Raw genomic sequence first — 17,181 nt, 5'->3', positions numbered from 1 at the left:
AGGTCAGCTGCCATGACAAACTCAGCAAACAAGAAGTACAGGCTCAAAAGTGCGCTATGATGGAGGGCTTCGGAGAGGTGGATGAGCGGTTTAAGTCGCACGCCTGGAAAGCGTGTGTGGGTTTATCCCCACCGCGGGTTCGAATCCCGCCCTCTCCGCCAGTGGATTAAAAGCCCTGAAATGCTAGTCAAATCAACGACATAGCGCTTCAGGGCTTTTTCAATTGCCTGAACAGGTTTGCCGCGCGCGACAAGTCGGCCATCCAGCTTCGCTCTGTCACTTCATCTCAAACGACAGCTCAAGCAGCTGTCAGTGGCCGCCATAATCAGCGCTTCTTGTTTGCCGACGCTTGAACAGCGCGCACAGTCCTTGAAGAAATTGCTGATTTATGCGGCTGCGGCCTTGGCTCTAGCACTGATGCTGCTGGGGGTGGCCGCCGTCTTGGTCTACCCCACCCTGCCCGACATTGCAGAGCTGACGGACTACCAACCCAAACAGCCACTGCGGGTATTCACCGCCGACGGCATCCAGATCGGAGAGTTCGGGGCCGAACGGCGTGACTTTCAAACCCTTGATCAAATCCCCCAACTGATGCAAGACGCGCTGCTGGCGGTCGAGGATCACAAGTTTTACGAGCATGGCGGCCTGTACTACACCGGCATCGCGCGCGCCGTGTTGGCCAATACCTTGCAGCCACGCAGCCAGGGCGGCTCCACCATCACCCAGCAGTTGGCCCGAACCTTTTATCTAACCAAGAAGAAGATCTACTCCCGCAAATTCGTCGAGGTCTTGCTGGCGCTGAAGATGGAAAGCCAGCTCAGCAAGCACCAGATCCTTGAGATTTATATGAACCAGATCTATCTGGGTCAGCGGGCCTACGGCTTCGAGGCCGCCTCAGCGGCCTATTTCGGCAAGCCCTTGAAGGCCTTGACGCTCGCAGAAACCGCGATGCTGGCGGGCTTGCCGCCAAACCCGGCCTATGCCAACCCCATCGTCAACTTCGAGCGCGCCCGCCGACGCCAGCATGTGGTCCTGGCGCGCATGCAAGAACTCGGCGTCATCAGCCCAGGGCAAGCCCAGGCCGCCAAGGCCGAGCCCCTGCATATTCGCAGCGCCCAAGACCCGCGCCTGCATGCCGAAGCTGCCGCTGAAATGGCACGACAGGCCGTGCACGCCCAATATGGCGACGAGGCCTACACCCTGGGCTTGAAGGTCTACACAACGCTGATTTCAACCGAGCAGGCTGTCGCCTACTGGGCGCTGCGCCGCAGCCTCTTGGATCTGGAGCGACGCAAGCCCTACCGTGGGCCGGAAGGGTTTGTGATGCTGCCCAAGGAGGCCGACAAGCAAGATGCCGCCATCGCGCAAGCACTGGCCGAACACCCGGATAACGATGAGTTGCGCGCAGCTGTGGTCACTGCAGTCAGCGCTGGCCGGGTAGCGGCCAGTCTGCAAAGCGGCGAAGACCTGATCGTGACAGGGGATGGCTTGCGGGGCCTGCAGGCCGCGCTCTCCGACAAAGCCAAAGAAGGTTTGAAGATTCGTCCAGGAGCCATCGTGCGCGTGTTGCGCGGCCCGCCGACCAAGGCCGAGCCCAAGGGGCCATGGGCCATTGTTCAGTCGCCTGAGGCCGAGGGCGCGTTTGTGTCGCTGGAGCCCGCGACCGGCCGCTTGCATGCGCTGGTTGGCGGCTTTGACTTCGCCAAGAACCAGTTCAACCACGCAACGCAAGCCTGGCGCCAACCGGGCTCGAGCTTCAAGCCTTTTGTCTACTCGGCCGCATTCGAGCAAGGCGTCACACCGGCCACTATCGTCAATGACTCGCCGCTCGTCTTCGGCGACTGGGCGCCGAAGAATTACGACGGCACTTTTGATGGTTTGATGACGGTGCGCCAAGCCCTGGCCAGATCTAAGAACATGGTCACCATCCGTTTGATGGAACTCGTCGGCCCGGCCAAGGCCCGCGAATGGGCGAACCGCTTTGGCCTGGACCCGGAGCGCCAGCCCGACAACCTGACCCTGGCGCTGGGCTCGGGCAGCGTGACACCGATGCAGATGGCCAGTGCTTATGCGGTGTTTGCCAACGGCGGACATAAATTGGCGCCGGTCTTGATCCACAAGATCACCGACAGCAGGGGCAAGCTGCTGTTTCAGGCCACTGAAGTGCCTCTGAGCGAGGAGAACCGTGCCATCTCCGAGCGCAATGCGTTTTTGACCAGCAGCTTGCTGCAAGAAGTCGCGCGCAGCGGCACCGCCGCGCGCGCACAAGCGCAGTTGCGCCGCCCCGATCTCTATGGCAAGACCGGCACCACCAATGAGGCGGTCGATGCCTGGTTCGCGGGCTTCCAACCCGGGCTGGCGGCCGTGGTGTGGATTGGCTATGACCAGCCGCGCGGCCTGGGCGAGCGCGAAACCGGCGGCGGCTTGGCGCTGCCGGTCTGGATCGAATACATGGCTGTTGCCCTGAAGAACCAAGCGGTGCGCGAAATCGCCCCGGTCGACGGTCTTGTTCACAGCAATGGCGACTGGAGTTTTGATGAATTTGCCGGCGAGGCCGGCATCAAAACCCTGGGGCTGGAGCCTGTGTTACCCACCATCCCGGCGGCAGCTTCAGCGGCTTCAGCGCCACTCAGCCCATGAGCTGTTTTTAACGCTTTCGCACCACCACACTGCCGACCGAGTAGCCAGCGCCGAAGGAGCAGATCACCCCGAGATCACCGGTCTTCAAGTCGGCCCGGTGCTCATGGAACGCGATGATGGAGCCGGCCGAAGCCGTGTTGGCATAGGTATCCAGGATCAGCGGCGCTACATCCGAGCCCGCTGTGGCGCCTGTTTCACCGATCAGCTTTTTGATCACCAGCTGATTCATGCCCAAATTGGCCTGATGCAACCAGTAACGCCTGACGTCGGCGGGCACCGCTGGGACGCTGGCCAGATGGGCTTCGATATGCGCGGCGGCAATCGGCACCACTTCCTTGAAGACCTTGCGTCCCTCTTGCCGGAAGGTCTTGTCACGCGCCAGCGGGTCGCTGTCTTCGGCCCGGTTCATGAAACCGAAATTGTTGCGGATATTGTTGGAGAACTGCGTCGCCAGCTTGGTGCTGACGATCTCCCATTGGTCGGCCGAACTGGCCAGATCGGCCCGCTCAATCAGAATCGCGGTGCAGACATCGCCGAAGATGAAATGACAGTCACGGTCGCGCCATTCGAGATGCGCAGATGTGATTTCGGGGTTGACCACCAGCACGCATTTGCTCGCACCCGAGCGCACCGCGTTGACCGCCTGTTCGAGCGCAAAAGTGGCCGAGGAGCAGGCCACATTCATATCAAAGCCATAGCCTCCGGCGCCCAAGGCGGCCTGGATTTCGACCGCCATCGCCGGGTAGGCGCGTTGCATATTGGCGCTGGCACAAAAGATCGCGTCGACGTCGCTGGCCTGCCGGCCCGCCGCAGCCAAGGCCTTCTTGCACGCGTCCACACCGATTTCAGCCATCAGCGACAACTCGTCGTCGGGCCGTTCGGTGAAGCGCGGGTACATGCGGGTCGGGTCCAGCACGCCGGCCTTCTCGATCACATAACGCTGTTTGATGCCGGAAGCTTTTTCGATGAACTCGACGCTGGAATGCGTCAAAGCCACCCGCTCACCGGCATTGATCGCCTCTGCATGCTGGGCGTTTTGCAGATCGGCATAAGCATTGAAGGCCTCAACCAGTTCGGCATTGCTGATGATGTGCGGGGGCTGATACAGGCCGGTAGCGCTGATGACGGCTGAATACATATGAAATTTCCTGGCACCGACGGCGGCGCAAATGGCGGATGGGGCGGATGGGGCAAGCTCATGGCCTGCGCCCGGCTTGTAGTGGGTCTAATTTTAAGGTGCGGCGCCTGTGCTCAAGAACAAGTCGAGCGCAACTGGCGCAGCGCGACATTGTCGGCCGGTAAATTGGCCGAAATTTCGTCCGCAAAGTAGCGCTGGCCATGCTGCAGCTCATTGCTGCCCGCCGCAGGCCAACCCCTAACGGCCACCACCCCCGGCACCAGGTCGGCCAAATTGATTCGACCCTGCTCGACGTCCCGCTGGCAAACCAGCAACACACCATTGGCCGCCACCACCCGCTGGCGCACATTGCTCAAGGCCGCCTGCGCGCCCTGCCCCAGTGCAGCCGTCTCTGGCGGCAAGGACAGCAGGAAAAAGCGCCGCCCACCCGGATTTTGAGACATCGCGCGTTTGGCCGCCGTTGTGAAGCTGAAGCCGGCGCCGGCGATGTAGAGCCCGCCTTGCGCAGGCGCGGCTTGCACGGACCAACTGGCCGCTACCCAGCCCAGGGCTATCGTTCTAAGCAGCTTGGGCAACAAAGAACCACGGGTAAAAGCGCGCATAGGCCAACTCCTCAAATAGTGGGAAAACTGCGCTGAATGCTAAATCATTGGCGGGCCTACACCGGCTCGCATCTAGACCGCGAAAAACCCCTTCGCGGCCAGAACTCGGCTCGTATACTGAATGCCGCCCAAGGCCGGCGCAAATCCTATTCGCTTGCTTTGCGTTAAGTTAAATCGTTACTACCTTGACCTTTTTGGAGTTCACCGATGACACGAATCGCTTACAGCTCGACAGCGGCAGTTTTGCTTGCCCTCGCATTCAGCCACAGCGCCGTTGAAGCGCAGTCACGCGTTCAGTACGGTCGCATCACCAACGTGACCGCCACCCAAGTTAACAGTGGCTCGGCACAAACCGTCGGCACTCTGGTCGGTGGTGGGGTCGGTCTGGCCAGCGGCAGCGGCCAGTCTGGTAGCAACCGAGCGCTTCGTACGGTCGGTGGTGCCGCTGCCGGCCGAGGCATTGGCAATTTGGCCGGCCGCACGCAGGCGTTTGAATACACGGTACTGATCGGCGGCACCAGCACCGTACGTATTGTTTCAGACCAGGTCGGCAAGCGGGTCGGCGACTGTGTCGCCATCGAGCAAGGCCAGTTCAGCAATATCCGCTTGGTGGACGATGCCCGCTGCAACCCGCCACCTGCCCGCACTGTGGCGCCAGCGCCTCATCCTGCGCGCGAAGCCGCACAACCTGTGACGCCAGTAACCGTGACGCCTGCCGCGGTTGAATCAGCTAGTGCTTGCGATCAGGCCAAGGACATGCTGCTCAGAGCCGAAACCGACGAAGCCTTTACGCTGGCCGAGCGTCGCATGCGTTTGCTGTGCGGTGAGTAAATAGCGCGGCGCCTACACGCGCAAGCGAGCGGAGCAGCGGCGCATCTGCTGCTCCGCTCAAGCCTGATTCTTAAACGCTGTACCGTAGCCGTCAGCTAGCCATGGCATGCTGCGTTTGCCATGAAAATTGCTCTCATCACCGATATACACGCCAACGCCCAAGCCTTCTCCGCCGTGCTCGAGCATGCGCAGACGCAGGGCGTTACGGATTACGCCCTGCTCGGCGACTTTGTGGGCTACGGCGGCGACCCCGGCTGGGTGCTCGACAAGGTGCGGGAACTCGTCTCACGCGGCGCCGTCGCGGTCTTGGGTAACCATGACGCGGCCGTTGCCAAGGGCGAGGCCCCGACCATGCGGGACGAAGCGCAGGCGGCCGTGGTCTGGACGCACGCACGCTTGAGCACCGAACAACTGGCCTTTCTGGCGCAGTTGCCGCTGAGCATCACTGTCGAGGATCGCCTCTTCGTCCACGCCAACGGCTTCGACCCAGGCGGCTGGGCCTATGTGCAGGGGCGCTTAGAGGCGATGCGCAGCCTGCATGCAACAAGCTGCCGGTTTACCTTTTGCGGCCATATGCACGAGCCCATGCTTTACCACCTGTCCGGTACCGGCAAGGCGGGCGAGTTCACACCGACCCCCGGCGTGACCATTCCGCTCTTGCCGAACCGCCAATGGTTGGTGATCCCTGGCTCTTGTGGCCAGCCCCGAGACGGCAATCCGGCTGCTTGCTACGCAATTTTTGACGCTGTAAGCGGCAACTTGAATTTCCAGCGTGTGCCTTATGACGTCGAAGGCGCCGCCGCCAGCATCCGCGCCGCCGGCCTGCCGGAGCGCTTGGCCGAACGTCTGCTAACGGGTCAATAGCATGCCCAATACCGCCAAAGAATCCAGTTTCGGCGCTGCCCCTTCCCAGTTCCCGCCGCTGCCGCCGATCAGCGTGCTGGAGCCCGGTCTGGTGCTGGACGGCTTCTTGCTGAATGAGCGCCTGCATCAAGGCGGTATGGCCAATTTGTGGAGCGTGACGCGGGTCACGCCGCTGGCGGGCGAAGACTTCCCGCTGATCATGAAGGTGCCTCGCATCAAGGGCGGTGAAGACCCGGCCACAATCGTCGGCTTCGAAACCGAGCAGATGCTGATGCCGGCCTTGAAGGGCCCGCATGTACCGAAATTCATCGCGCGCGGCGACTGGACCCGTCAGGCCTATATCGTGATGGAGCGCATTGACGGAGCCTCCTTGCGGCCGCGTTTTGATGCGGCTCCGCTGCCCTTGGACGAAGTCATAGACATCGGCATCAAGGTCGCCTTGGCGCTGCAAGACTTGCACCTGCAGCATGTCGTGCATCTGGACATCAAGCCTAGCAACATCATGTTCAGGCCCGATGGGGCGGCTGTGCTGGTGGACTTTGGCCTGTCGCGTCACGATCATCTGCCCGACTTGCTGGAAGAAGAGTTCTCGCTGCCCATGGGCACCGGGCCCTATATGTCGCCGGAGCAGGTGCAATTTGTGCGCAACGACCCGCGCAGCGACCTGTTCGCGCTGGGCGTGATGCTGTATCACCTGGCCACCGGCGAGCGGCCTTTCGGCCAGCCGTCCTCGGTGCGCGGCCTGCGCCGGCGCTTGTATGTCGAGCCGGTGCCGCCGCGTGCCATCGACCCCGAATTGCCGCCCTGGTTTCAAGAAATCGTGCTGCATTGCCTAGAGGTCAAGGCCGAGCGCCGCTACCAAAGCGCGGCGCAGTTGGCGCTCGATTTGCAGCACCCCGAGGGCGTGCCGCTGACCAAGCGCAGCGAGAAGATCAGCAGCAGCGGCATGTTGAAGCGTTTGAAGCGCTGGTTTTTTGCCCTCGGCGCCGAGCCCTCGGCCCAGGTCAGCGTGGCCGCGCATCTGGCCCGCAGCCCCATCATCATGGCGGCCGTCGATATTCAACACGCCACACCCGCCCTGCTGGAAAAGCTCGGCGAAACCGTGCGCCGCATCGTACAAGCCGAGCCGGGCGCACGACTGGCCTGCGTCAGCGTGATGAAGACGCAGCGCATCGGCATGGATGAGTTGACCGACAAGGAAGGCAAGAGCGTGCATGTCAAGCAGCTGATCGGGCTCAAGCATTGGGCGCGACCGATCAGCCGGGCCTTGGAGTTAGGCGATGGACGGCTGACCTTTCATGTCCTGGAAGCGCCCGATGCCGCCGCTGCCATCCTCGAGTTTGCGGCCAAAAGCGGCTGCGATCACATCGTCATGGGCGCCCGCCGTGCCTCGGCACTGCGGCGCTACCTGGGCAGCGTCTCGGCCCAGGTGGTGACACAGGCATCATGCAGCGTGACCGTGGTGCGTGAAGCTGCGGGCGCAAGCTGAAACGCCGGCCAGGTGTCCACTTGAGCGTCGCCCCGACCCTCAACCCCTGCCTCAGCTGCGGTGCTTGCTGCGCGAGCTTTCGTGTCGACTTTGCCGTGGAAGAGTTGCAAAGCGAGGGCGGCTGCGTGCCAGACGGCCTCACGGTTGAAGTGAATGCGCGGCTGTGCAGGATGCGGGGCACCGATCATGCGGCGCCGCGCTGCGCCGCCTTGGTCGGAACGGTTGGCCAGCAGGCCGGTTGCGGCATTTATGAATGGCGCCCTGCCCCTTGCCGCGAGTTCGGCCTGCGCGCGCCGCTGGGGATTGGCGACGAGGCTTGCGCCCGCGCTCGCGCCAGGCACGGGCTTGCTCCGCTATAGGCTCACTGCAGCAGAGAGAAGACCGGGCGGCGCGGTTTGAGCAAATCAAGCTTGCTGGTGTAGAGCTGCCGGTCCTGCGGCGTCGTGCTGTTTTCCACCGCCAGGCCCAGCTCTTGCCGCGCCGCGACGATATCCCCCAGTCCATAGTTGGCCAAGGCCATCCAAAAGTGGAATTCATGGAAATAGGCCGAGCGCTCAATCTCTTTGCCAAACAAGTCCCGGGCTTTTTTGTAGTCGCCCGCCCGCATCGCGGCCAGTCCCAAATCAAAGAACTTGTATGGGGGATAGGGCTGCAACTGTGCCAAGGTTTGCGCCCATTGAGCCGCTTCTTCATGCCGGCCAAGGTCGCCCAGAAGCAGGCTCAGATTGGACATGGCCTGTGTATTGGCCGGCTCTTGAGCCAGCACATGGCGCAGCGGTGCTTCGGCCAGCGCCAAATCGCCATGACGGCGATAGACGACGCCAAGCGTGTTGTAGGCCGCCAGCATTTTGGGATCGGCATTCAGCGCCGCCCGCACCCACCAATAGGCGGCGTCAATCTGACCGGCCTGCAGGTTCTCGGCGGCGCGGTTGTTCATGAACATGGCCACGATGGTGTGCTCCTCGATCACCTGCATGCGCTGCCGGCTGCCAGGCGGGTGGCGCACAAAGTCCACGGTCAACATGCTGCCATCGTCGACTCGCTCACGGCCCTCCGCCAAGCTGCGCCCAAGGCTTAAATTGACATGGCCGCTGAGAAAATACAAATCCCCGCTGCGGCTCCAAATCTCATCCACATAGACGCTTTGATAGCGCACCGGCAGGCCGAGCTGCTTGGCAAAAGCCGCCGTCATGATGACCAGCGACAGGCAATTGCCTTTTCTGTCGGAAAACGCTTGGGCGGCGTCGCGGGTATCGCCCGAGTCATATTCCAGTTGCAATGAGCTGCGGTTGTAGAGCGCGTCAAGCAGGCCTTGGCGGCTACCCTTGCTGCGCAACTGCGCGCGCATGCCGAAATCCAGATACTCCTGCATCGCCGGGCTGAAGGCAAACACCCGCTCGGCGTTGATGTCCTGCTCGGTGGGCTTGAACAAGGCGTCGTGAAACAACTGTGGTGGCGGTGGCTGCAGCGGCGCTACGCTGGCACAGCCAAGCAAGGAAAAACTCAAGGTGAAAGTGATAAGAGCGCGGCTGCAGGACTTCATGGCGGCTCCTTGGCTCAAGGGTGGGCAGAAATTTTCGAGTCGGCAGCGACCCGCTTTGATCCTACTGCTGGCGCGGCACCGACGCCACGACCCTGATCCCCACAAAACCGCCGTTGATCCCAAGGCGCTGCTTTTTTTGACCGCCCTGCACCAAATGTGAGCCCAAAACTTGGCCTTGGCTCGGTTACGCTTCGCCCCATGATTTCACCGCCCACGACAACGACGACAAAGCAAACGGCTCCTGGCGCGATGGCGCCCCCGGCCGATTTTGGCCGCCCCCTGCAAGGCTGGCGTCTGCGGGCCTACACGATTATTTTTGAAGCCGATACCCGGGCCGGCCGCCTGTTTGACTTGAGTCTGATGGTGGCCGTGCTCTTGAGCTTGTTGCTGGTGATGCTGGAGAGCGTGGCCAGTTTCCGGCTCCAACATGCGGCCTGGCTGAGTTGGGCCGAGTACACTTTCACGGCCTTGTTCACGCTCGAGTATGTGCTGCGCCTGGCCTGCGTGCGCCGGCCACTACGCTACGCGAGCAGTTTTTTTGGCATTGTCGATTTGTTGGCGGTGTTGCCCATCTACCTGGCCTTTTTCTTCCCCGAGCTGTATGCCTTGGTTGACATCCGGGTGCTGCGCTTGCTGCGGGTATTCAGGATACTCAAACTCAACAACTACGTGACCGCCTACCTCGGCCTGGGCCGAGCCTTGCGTGCAAGTGCGAGCAAGATCTTGGTCTTCTTGTCGGCGGTGCTGATGATTGTGTTGATCATGGGCACCATCATGTATGTGGTGGAAGGCCCCGAAAACGGCTACACCAGCATCCCAGTCAGCGTGTACTGGGCGATCTCCACCGTCACCACCGTCGGCTTTGGCGACATCACGCCCAAGACCGACCTAGGCCGTGCGATTGCCTCGGTGATGATGCTCTTGGGCTGGGGCGTGCTCGCCGTGCCCACCGGCATCATGACGGCCGAGATGGCAGCGCAGCGCATCAGCGAAACTCCCGCCCCCACCACCCGCACCTGCCATGAATGCCTGCGCGAAGGGCTGCAGGCCGACTCACATTTTTGCCGCCATTGCGGCGCCCCGCTGCCCGAATATCAGCGCGACTAAGACGCTTCCAACGTACAACTAGCCCCAAGATGCATAGACTCCAGACGCCGCGCAGCCAGCAATATGGCTGGATATTTTTTTGGATCGCCCTGAGCGTGGCCGCTTTCAGTGGTTTTTGGCTGATGGCCAAAAAGATGAGCCCGACACCGCCGAAATCGCTGCAGATGGCCACCGGTGTCGAAGACGGCGCATATCACCAGTTCGGCCTCAAGTACCAGGCCTTGCTCAAGCAGCACGGCATCAACCTGATCTTGCAGACCTCCAGCGGCTCGGTAGAGAACTTGACCAAGCTCAATGAAGGCCGGGTCGATGTCGGCTTTGTGCAAGGCGGCCTGGGGCCGCTGGCCAGCGCCGCGCATACGCGGGCCGCCAATTTTGATGCCCAAGATGAGGACGCGGCGCAGGCCACGCCCCTGCGCTCGCTGGCCACCACCGGACATGAAGCCGTGTGGATCTTCTCGCGTGAGTTGAATCTATCGCCGGGCTTGGGCGCACTGAAAGGCCGGCGGGTTGCGGTGGGGGTCGCCGGCAGCGGCAATCAGACCATTGCGCTGGAGTTGCTGGGCAACTACGGCTTGCTGGGAGAGCAGTTGGCGCCATTGGCTGGCACCGAGTTGCTCACCATCGGAGGCTTGGCAGCCGCCCAGAAGTTGATCGACAAGGAAATCGATGCCTTCATCTTGGTCGCCTCGGTGAACGCGCCAGCCGCCCAAAAACTGCTGAACACCGATGGCCTGCGTCTGGCCTCGTTGGCGCAGGCCGAAGGTCTGGCGCGGCGACTGCCTTACTTCCAGACCGTCACGCTCAAACGCGGCTCGGTCAGCCCGCAGCTGGACCGCCCGAGCGAAGACATCCGCTTGCTGTCCACCACCACCAATTTGGTCGTGCAAGAGGATTTGCACCCAGCCTTGGCTTATCTGCTGCTGGAAGCGGCGCGTCAGGTGCACCGCATGCCAAATTTGCTGAGCCGAGCGGGGGAATTCCCCAGCGCCCAAGGCACAGACTTCCCCTTGGCCGATGAGTCGACGCGTTACTTCAAGAACGGGCGACCATTTTTGCAGACCTATCTGCCCTTTTGGCTGGCCAACCTGGTCCAACGCATGGCCTTGCTGATGCTGCCCTTGTTGGCGCTGATGCTGCCGCTTGTGCGCCTACTGCCTTGGCTGCGTACCTGGCGCCAAAGTCGGCGTCTGTACCGGCACTACGGTGAGCTGAAGTTCCTCGAGCAAGAACTGCTGACGCGGCAACTGAGCAGCACTGAGAGCGCGCAGGCGCAGCAGCGCTTGATTCGCATCGAGCAAGACATCCGCAACACCCGCTTCCCGCTCGACTTCAGCGACCGCGTTTACACCTTGCGCCAGCATGTGGAACTGGTGCGCAGCAAGCTGGCAACACCTGCCACCTAAATAGGTCTACCCCCTATTGCGAGGGCGGCGATAGCTGCGCATCATGCCAGAATGGGCTCACATAGGCCCTGCAAGGTGGGAGTTATGACACGCTGGGATGCCGACCTCAGAAGCGCCTCGGGGCGCCGAGCCAAAAGTCTCATCCGCCGGGCTTGGCTGAGCATGGCTTTTCTGCTTTGCCTATCGGACCAGGGTTCGGCCAGCGCAGCCGAGCCCTTGCGCTTGGCGGTATCGATGACGCCCTTGTCGCTGCCGATTTTTGTGGCCGAGCAGCAGGGTTTTTTCGCCGAGGCCGGGCTGCAGCTGCGCTTGCAAGAAGTGGTGGGCGGGCACCGTGCGATGCAATTGCTGCAGGAGGGCAAGGCCGATCTGGCTACCGCCTCGGACGTGGTGATGATGTTCAGCAGCTTCAAAGAGCCTTCGTTCTCGCTACTGGCCAGTTTCGTCAGCAGCAGCAGCGACAGCAAGCTGGTGCTGCGCCCCCAGACGGGCATCAAACAAGTTCGCGAGCTGAGCGGCAAGCGCGTGGGCACCGTCATAGGCACGGCCAGCCACTACATGCTGGACACCACCTTGCTGGCCAGCGGCGTAGACCCCAAAAGCGTGCACATCATCTCCTTGCAGCCCGAGGCGATGGCCGATCTGCTCAAGAGCGGCGAGCTTGATGCAGTGGCGATCTGGGAGCCCCTGCCCTTCAAGATTTTGCAGTCGGTGCCGGGCAGCGAAATCTTGCCCACACCCGGCAGCTACCGGCTGAGTTTCAATCTGCTTGGCGCCAAAGCCTTGCTGGGCCCGCGCGACGAAGAGTTGCAAAAGGTGTTGGCAGCCCTTGAGCGCGCGCAACGCCATATCGAGCGCAAGCCTGATCAGGCCCAGGCTTTGTTACGCGAGCGGCTCAAGCTGGACCAGGCTTTTATCGACTGGATATGGCCCATCAATCACTACCGGCTGGCACTTGATCAATCGCTGCTGTCCAGCTTGGAGGCCGAAGCTCGTTGGGCCCGCCAGGGCGGCCACCTCAAGGACGTCAAGCCCCTCGACCCCACGCCCAATTATCTGGATCTGATCTACGCCAAGCCGCTGCGCCGGGTGCTGCCGGCCAGCGTCACCTTGATCGACTGAAGCGATGCGCGTCCGCAGCCTGCTGTTTGTATTCATGGGCGGCGCCTTGGCTTTGACCCTGGCGCTGGGCCTTGCCATGGGGCGGCTCGCCAGCGAGAGCGCCGAGTTGGCACGCGCCGAGCAGCAGGCCCGCAAGATGGCCCAACAAGTGTCCGGCCTGCTGGTCCTGGCGCAGGAATACGCGCTACACGGCGAAGCCCGCTCGGCCCAGCAATGGCGCAGCTTGCATGCCCAGGTTCTCAAGGCCTTGAAAGCGGAGCAGCCGCCGCATGAGTCACTGGCCAGCGCCGAACTCTTGGGGTCGATCTTTGCCCAGCTTCTGGACGCCAGCGAGCCGCCGGCTGGCGCCCAGCAAGACGGCACAACGCATGAACTGCAACAGCGCCGCAACAACTTGCTGCTGAATCAGCTCTTGCTGAACTCTCAAATTTTTACCGAGTCCTTGCAGCGCCAGGGCCTGGAAGCCGACCAGAAGCGGCGCCAACTCGAACAAAGCACGCGCCACATGGCGATAGCGATCCCGCTGATGATGCTGCTGATCTGGGCCTGGCTGGCACTGCTGTTGCACCGGCGGATTCTCAAGCCCCTGCAACATCTGAACCAAGCGGTCGCGGCTATTTCGCAAGGCGATCTGACGCAGCGCAGCGCCACCCGCACGCCGGATGAATTCGGCGAGTTGTCGGCCAATTTCGATGCGATGGCGGTCGATCTGGTGAGCGAGCTGCGGCGCGAGGTGGCGGTGCGCAAGCAGGCCGAGGCGCAGCTCCAGCTCGCAGCCAGCGTCTTCTCCCATGCGCTCGAAGGCATCATGATCACCGACCCGGACGGCAGCATCATCGACGTCAATGAAACCTTCTGCCTGATCACCGGCTACAGCCGGGCCGAGGTGCTGGGCCAAAACCCGCGCCTGCTCGGCTCGGGCCGCCATGACCGGGCGTTTTTCGTCGAGTTCTGGAACACTCTGCTCAGCCAGGGCATGTGGACCGGCGAGCTCTGGAACCGCCGCAAGAACGGTGAACTCTATGCCCAGATGCAGACCATCAGCGCCGTGCACGACGAGCAGGGTCAGGTCAAGCAATACGTGACCCTGTTCTCCGACGTCACGGCAATCAAAGAATATGAATCGCAGCTGGAAAACATCGCCTACCACGATGCCTTGACGGGCTTACCCAACCGGCTTTTGCTCAATGACAGGCTGCAGCACGCGATGCTGCAAAGCCGGCGGCGCAAGGACATGTTGGCCCTCGTCTACCTGGATCTGGACGGTTTCAAGGCCGTCAATGATCGCTACGGGCATGCCGTAGGCGACACCTTGCTCATAGGTATTGCAAAGAATATCAAACAGGTTTTGCGTGAAGGTGACACCCTCGCCCGCCTGGGCGGCGACGAGTTCATCGTCTTGCTGGTTGACCTGGCTTCCCGCGATGACTGCCAAGCCTTGCTGGCGCGCCTGTTGACGGCGGCAGCCTTGCCGATCGACTGCCCAGGCGCAGGCAAGAAACTGCAAATTTCGGCCAGCCTGGGTGTGGCCTACTACCCGCAAGCGACCGAATTGGATGCGGCGCAACTGCTGCAACAAGCCGATGAAGCCATGTATGAAGCCAAGCATGGCGGCAAAAACCGCTTTCGCATCAGCGGGCTGGGGGAATTGGACTGAGCTCGCCAAAGGCTGGCTGCAAGCCCTCAGGGCTCAAGGCCACGGCCAACGTCAGGGAAGCAGCTCATTGAGCCGCGCCGAACTGCGCGCATTGATCACCACCGTGTGGGCCGTCTTGTCCTGAATCGCCTGGCGGTTGCTGTCCCAAATCAGCTGCACAAAGCCGGTGCCGCCGGTGGCCAGGCCCGCCGCATAGCCGCCGAAGCGCTTGAACAGGATCAAGGGCGTGAGATGCTTGCCCGTCAACTCAATCACTTGCAAGCCCATGATCCGCTTACCCGGGGTCTGACCCGGCCAGACAATCGGCAGCAAGGTGAAATACACCGCCGCCCAAAAATAACTCAGGCCAATCTTGTCGGCCCAATAGTTGAGTTCGTCCTGCACCGCATAAAAGGCCGGCGCGCGGGCACGTTCGAGTTGGGCTTCCAAGCGCTCGATGCGCTCGGTCTGCGCTTTTTTCAGGGCCTCCAGCTTTGCATGCTGCTTGGCATCATGTTGAGCGCTCGGCCCCGCCTCGTCCAAGTCTTGCGGTCCAGAGGCAGCCGCGCTCAGACTGTGCGCTGTCCAGTCTTGCGGCTCTTCCAGCTGGCCCGCGCTTTGCCAAGCCTGCACCAGCCCACCCACAGCAAACACGGCCACCAGGGCCCAGGCCCAGGGGCTCGCCTGCTGCGCTGTCTTGCGGCCAAACCAACGCGACCGGCCAAACACTTCCGGTCTATGCCGACGCACCCACAGCCACAGCGCCAAGCCGGCCGCCAGCAGCAGCCAAAAATTCCCCAGCTTGTTGGCCATGGCGAGCAAGGCCATGTCCGCAGCCATGGCAAACAGGCGCTGACGCGGCTTGGCCAGTGGCAGCCCGAGCAAGGCCGGCGCGACGTTCAAATCATCCGGCGTCACCCAGGCTCGCGGGTCAAATTTCGGGGCGGCATTTGCGGTTGCGGGCATAGCGGAGGCGCTGCTCTGATCACTCGTCGGATGGTTTAAAAGGCTTGAAACTAGCGGCCTCAAGCCGTGCCATCTTAGCGACAAGAACGTAACGCCCAAGGTCAACGACATACCCCGAAAGCCCCCCGACAAGTGCATACTGAGATCAAACGCCTTCCAACTCAGGCGATGGAGTCCTCAACCATGACCCCACCACGCAACGCTGCTGTCAAGAAGAGCGCCCGGCCCCCTGCCATTTTGTCCAGGCCAATCAACCTGGCGCTGCAAGGCGGCGGCTCGCACGGCGCCTTCACCTGGGGCGTGCTGGATGCTTTGCTGGAAGATGGTCGCCTGCAATTTGAGGCGATCAGCGCCACCAGTGCGGGCAGCTTGAATGCGGTGGCCCTGGCGGATGGACTGCGCAGGGGCGGTGTCGATGGGGCGCGCCAGGCTTTGACAGAACTGTGGCGTGCGGTCGCAGACGCCGGACGGATCAGCCACCTGCAGCCGCCCTGGTTGGACGCCTTCATGCAAGGGGTGCAGCATTCGGCCAAGCTGGAATGGTCGCCCCCGCATCTTTGGGCCACCGCGATGTTGCAGATGTTTTCGCCCTATCAGCTCAACCCGCTGAACTTGAACCCCTTGCGGCAGATTGTGCAGGCCCAAGTCGACTTCGAGGCCTTGCAGCAGGCCTCTCCCATCAAGCTATTCCTGAGCGCAACCAATGTCGAGACGGGCAAGATCCGCGTTTTCAGCGGCGCCGAGATCAGCTTGGATGCAGTGTTAGCCAGTGCCTGCTTGCCGACCCTGTTCCAGGCCGTGGAGATTGGCGGCGAGCATTTCTGGGACGGCGGCTATATGGGCAACCCGGCGATCTTTCCGCTCATCTATGAAAGCGTGGCGGCCGATGTCTTGATCGTCCATGTCAACCCCATCTTGCGCCGGGGCGTGCCGCGCAGCTCGGCCGAGATTGCCAACCGGGTCAATGAGATCAGCTTTAATTCCTCGCTGATGCGCGAGATGCGCGCGATCGCCTTTGTTACCAGCCTGATCGACCGTGGCAAGCTCAAACCCGAGGACGCACGCCGCATGCGCATCCATTCGATACGCTGCGACGAATTGATGGCATCTCAAGCGGTGGAAAGCAAGATCGACACCGCCTGGCCCTTTCTGACCGAGCTGCGCGACGCCGGTCGGCAGCAGGCCTTGGCTTGGCTGGATGAGCAGGGTGCCAAGGTCGGCGTCGAATCCTCGGTCGATATCAGGCAAGAGTTTTTGTAAGCGACTGACAGCTAGTGAAGCTCCTCAACGGAGCGTCGATCAACCACAGCTCACCTGCGACTCAGCACTGCGGAATTGAATAGGTTCCCACCGCATGCGCGACCGGCTCGGCCTCGCCTTCGGAGAACAAATCCACTTCGCCGACCGCCAGAGTACGGCCAACCTTCTTCATCCGGCAGACCCCAATGATGTCTTTGTCAGCGGCCGGTTTACGCAGGAAATTGATGTTGAGGCTGGTGGTGACGGCCAGCGGTTTGATGCCGATTTGCCCCAATAAGGCAACATACAAGGCCACGTCTGCCACCGTCATCAGCACCGGGCCCGATACCGTACCGCCGGGGCGCAATTCAGCGCTGCCGACGGGGTGGCGGACGGTGGCCGTACCTGCTGATGAAACAGTCTCGGCCGTGCATTTGGTCTGCGGAAAGTTCGCAGCCAAAAAGGCGGCTAATTCGTCGGACCTGCAAAATTCGTTTTGCCGAAGCAAGCAACTGAAGCAGTTCCTGGTGAGGCTTGCCGTTATGGTGCGAATTGATGTCGCCAAGCCTTCTGGTGTGCCATCGGGCCGCCCAGCAGC

Annotated in this window: 15 protein-coding genes and 1 tRNA gene; 11 read left to right on the top strand and 5 right to left on the bottom strand. The window is 61.9% G+C overall.

Annotated elements, in window-relative coordinates; all coding sequences use genetic code 11:
- Positions 1–71: 71 nt before the first annotated feature.
- Both PRZ03_RS15940 and PRZ03_RS15935 read left to right on the top strand, forming a co-directional pair.
- Positions 72–161, top strand: a tRNA-Ser gene (locus PRZ03_RS15940).
- A gap of 151 nt (positions 162–312) precedes the next feature.
- Positions 313–2,640: a penicillin-binding protein 1A gene (locus PRZ03_RS15935; protein WP_273601261.1), complete on the top strand. Its 2,328-nt coding sequence runs from the start codon at positions 313–315 to the stop codon at positions 2,638–2,640.
- 7 nt (positions 2,641–2,647) lie between these two features.
- Here the strand turns inward: PRZ03_RS15935 and PRZ03_RS15930 are convergent, their stop codons facing one another.
- Complete coding sequence (locus tag PRZ03_RS15930) at positions 2,648–3,778, bottom strand: beta-ketoacyl-ACP synthase III (RefSeq protein WP_273601260.1); 1,131 nt, start codon at positions 3,776–3,778, stop codon at positions 2,648–2,650.
- 113 nt (positions 3,779–3,891) lie between these two features.
- The gene (locus tag PRZ03_RS15925; protein ID WP_273601259.1) at positions 3,892–4,380 is read right to left on the bottom strand and encodes a hypothetical protein; all 489 of its coding nucleotides are present in this window, start codon (positions 4,378–4,380) and stop codon (positions 3,892–3,894) included.
- 207 nt (positions 4,381–4,587) lie between these two features.
- Between PRZ03_RS15925 and PRZ03_RS15920 the strand changes: the two genes are divergently transcribed.
- The 4 genes from PRZ03_RS15920 to PRZ03_RS15905 all read left to right on the top strand — a co-directional run bounded on the left by PRZ03_RS15920 (position 4,588) and on the right by PRZ03_RS15905 (position 7,923).
- Positions 4,588–5,211, top strand: a complete 624-nt coding sequence (locus tag PRZ03_RS15920) for a hypothetical protein (RefSeq protein WP_273601258.1) — start codon at positions 4,588–4,590, stop codon at positions 5,209–5,211.
- A 120-nt stretch (positions 5,212–5,331) separates the two neighbouring features.
- On the top strand, positions 5,332–6,075 hold the full coding sequence (locus PRZ03_RS15915; protein WP_273601257.1) for a metallophosphoesterase family protein: 744 nt from the start codon (positions 5,332–5,334) through the stop codon (positions 6,073–6,075).
- A 1-nt stretch (position 6,076) separates the two neighbouring features.
- A complete protein-coding gene (locus PRZ03_RS15910) occupies positions 6,077–7,564 on the top strand; it encodes a bifunctional serine/threonine-protein kinase/universal stress protein (protein ID WP_273601256.1) in 1,488 nt (495 codons plus the stop codon).
- Between the two features lie 20 nt (positions 7,565–7,584).
- The gene (locus PRZ03_RS15905) at positions 7,585–7,923 is read left to right on the top strand and encodes a YkgJ family cysteine cluster protein (protein WP_273601255.1); all 339 of its coding nucleotides are present in this window, start codon (positions 7,585–7,587) and stop codon (positions 7,921–7,923) included.
- Between the two features lie 2 nt (positions 7,924–7,925).
- Here PRZ03_RS15905 and PRZ03_RS15900 read toward each other — a convergent pair whose 3' ends face one another.
- Positions 7,926–9,107, bottom strand: a complete 1,182-nt coding sequence (locus PRZ03_RS15900; protein ID WP_273601254.1) for a tetratricopeptide repeat protein — start codon at positions 9,105–9,107, stop codon at positions 7,926–7,928.
- A 198-nt stretch (positions 9,108–9,305) separates the two neighbouring features.
- Here PRZ03_RS15900 and PRZ03_RS15895 point away from each other — a divergent pair, with 198 nt between their 5' ends.
- From PRZ03_RS15895 to PRZ03_RS15880, 4 genes are all read left to right on the top strand, one after another.
- A complete protein-coding gene (locus tag PRZ03_RS15895; protein WP_409993969.1) occupies positions 9,306–10,214 on the top strand; it encodes an ion transporter in 909 nt (302 codons plus the stop codon).
- 29 nt (positions 10,215–10,243) lie between these two features.
- Positions 10,244–11,620, top strand: a complete 1,377-nt coding sequence (locus PRZ03_RS15890; protein WP_273601253.1) for a TAXI family TRAP transporter solute-binding subunit — start codon at positions 10,244–10,246, stop codon at positions 11,618–11,620.
- A 162-nt stretch (positions 11,621–11,782) separates the two neighbouring features.
- Complete coding sequence (locus PRZ03_RS15885) at positions 11,783–12,742, top strand: ABC transporter substrate-binding protein (protein WP_273601251.1); 960 nt, start codon at positions 11,783–11,785, stop codon at positions 12,740–12,742.
- Positions 12,743–12,746: 4 nt separating this feature from the next.
- Positions 12,747–14,399 carry a diguanylate cyclase domain-containing protein gene (locus PRZ03_RS15880; protein WP_273601250.1) on the top strand — a complete coding sequence of 551 codons (1,653 nt, stop codon included), beginning with the start codon at positions 12,747–12,749 and terminating at the stop codon, positions 14,397–14,399.
- A 51-nt stretch (positions 14,400–14,450) separates the two neighbouring features.
- On the opposite strand, the gene PRZ03_RS15875 is transcribed toward PRZ03_RS15880, so the two are convergent.
- Positions 14,451–15,344, bottom strand: coding sequence for an RDD family protein (locus PRZ03_RS15875; protein WP_273601249.1), 894 nt, complete (start codon positions 15,342–15,344; stop codon positions 14,451–14,453).
- A gap of 183 nt (positions 15,345–15,527) precedes the next feature.
- Between PRZ03_RS15875 and PRZ03_RS15870 the strand changes: the two genes are divergently transcribed.
- Positions 15,528–16,604, top strand: coding sequence for a patatin-like phospholipase family protein (locus PRZ03_RS15870; RefSeq protein ID WP_273601248.1), 1,077 nt, complete (start codon positions 15,528–15,530; stop codon positions 16,602–16,604).
- A 61-nt stretch (positions 16,605–16,665) separates the two neighbouring features.
- Here the strand turns inward: PRZ03_RS15870 and PRZ03_RS15865 are convergent.
- Positions 16,666–17,181: PaaI family thioesterase (locus PRZ03_RS15865; RefSeq protein ID WP_273601247.1), on the bottom strand; the 516-nt coding region annotated here is incomplete at its 5' end.

The organism is Roseateles albus (genome assembly GCF_028595345.1).
In the GTDB taxonomy this organism is placed as follows: Bacteria; Pseudomonadota; Gammaproteobacteria; order Burkholderiales; family Burkholderiaceae_C; genus Paucibacter_A; species Paucibacter_A albus.
This window is presented reverse-complemented; position numbering and strand designations above follow the sequence as displayed.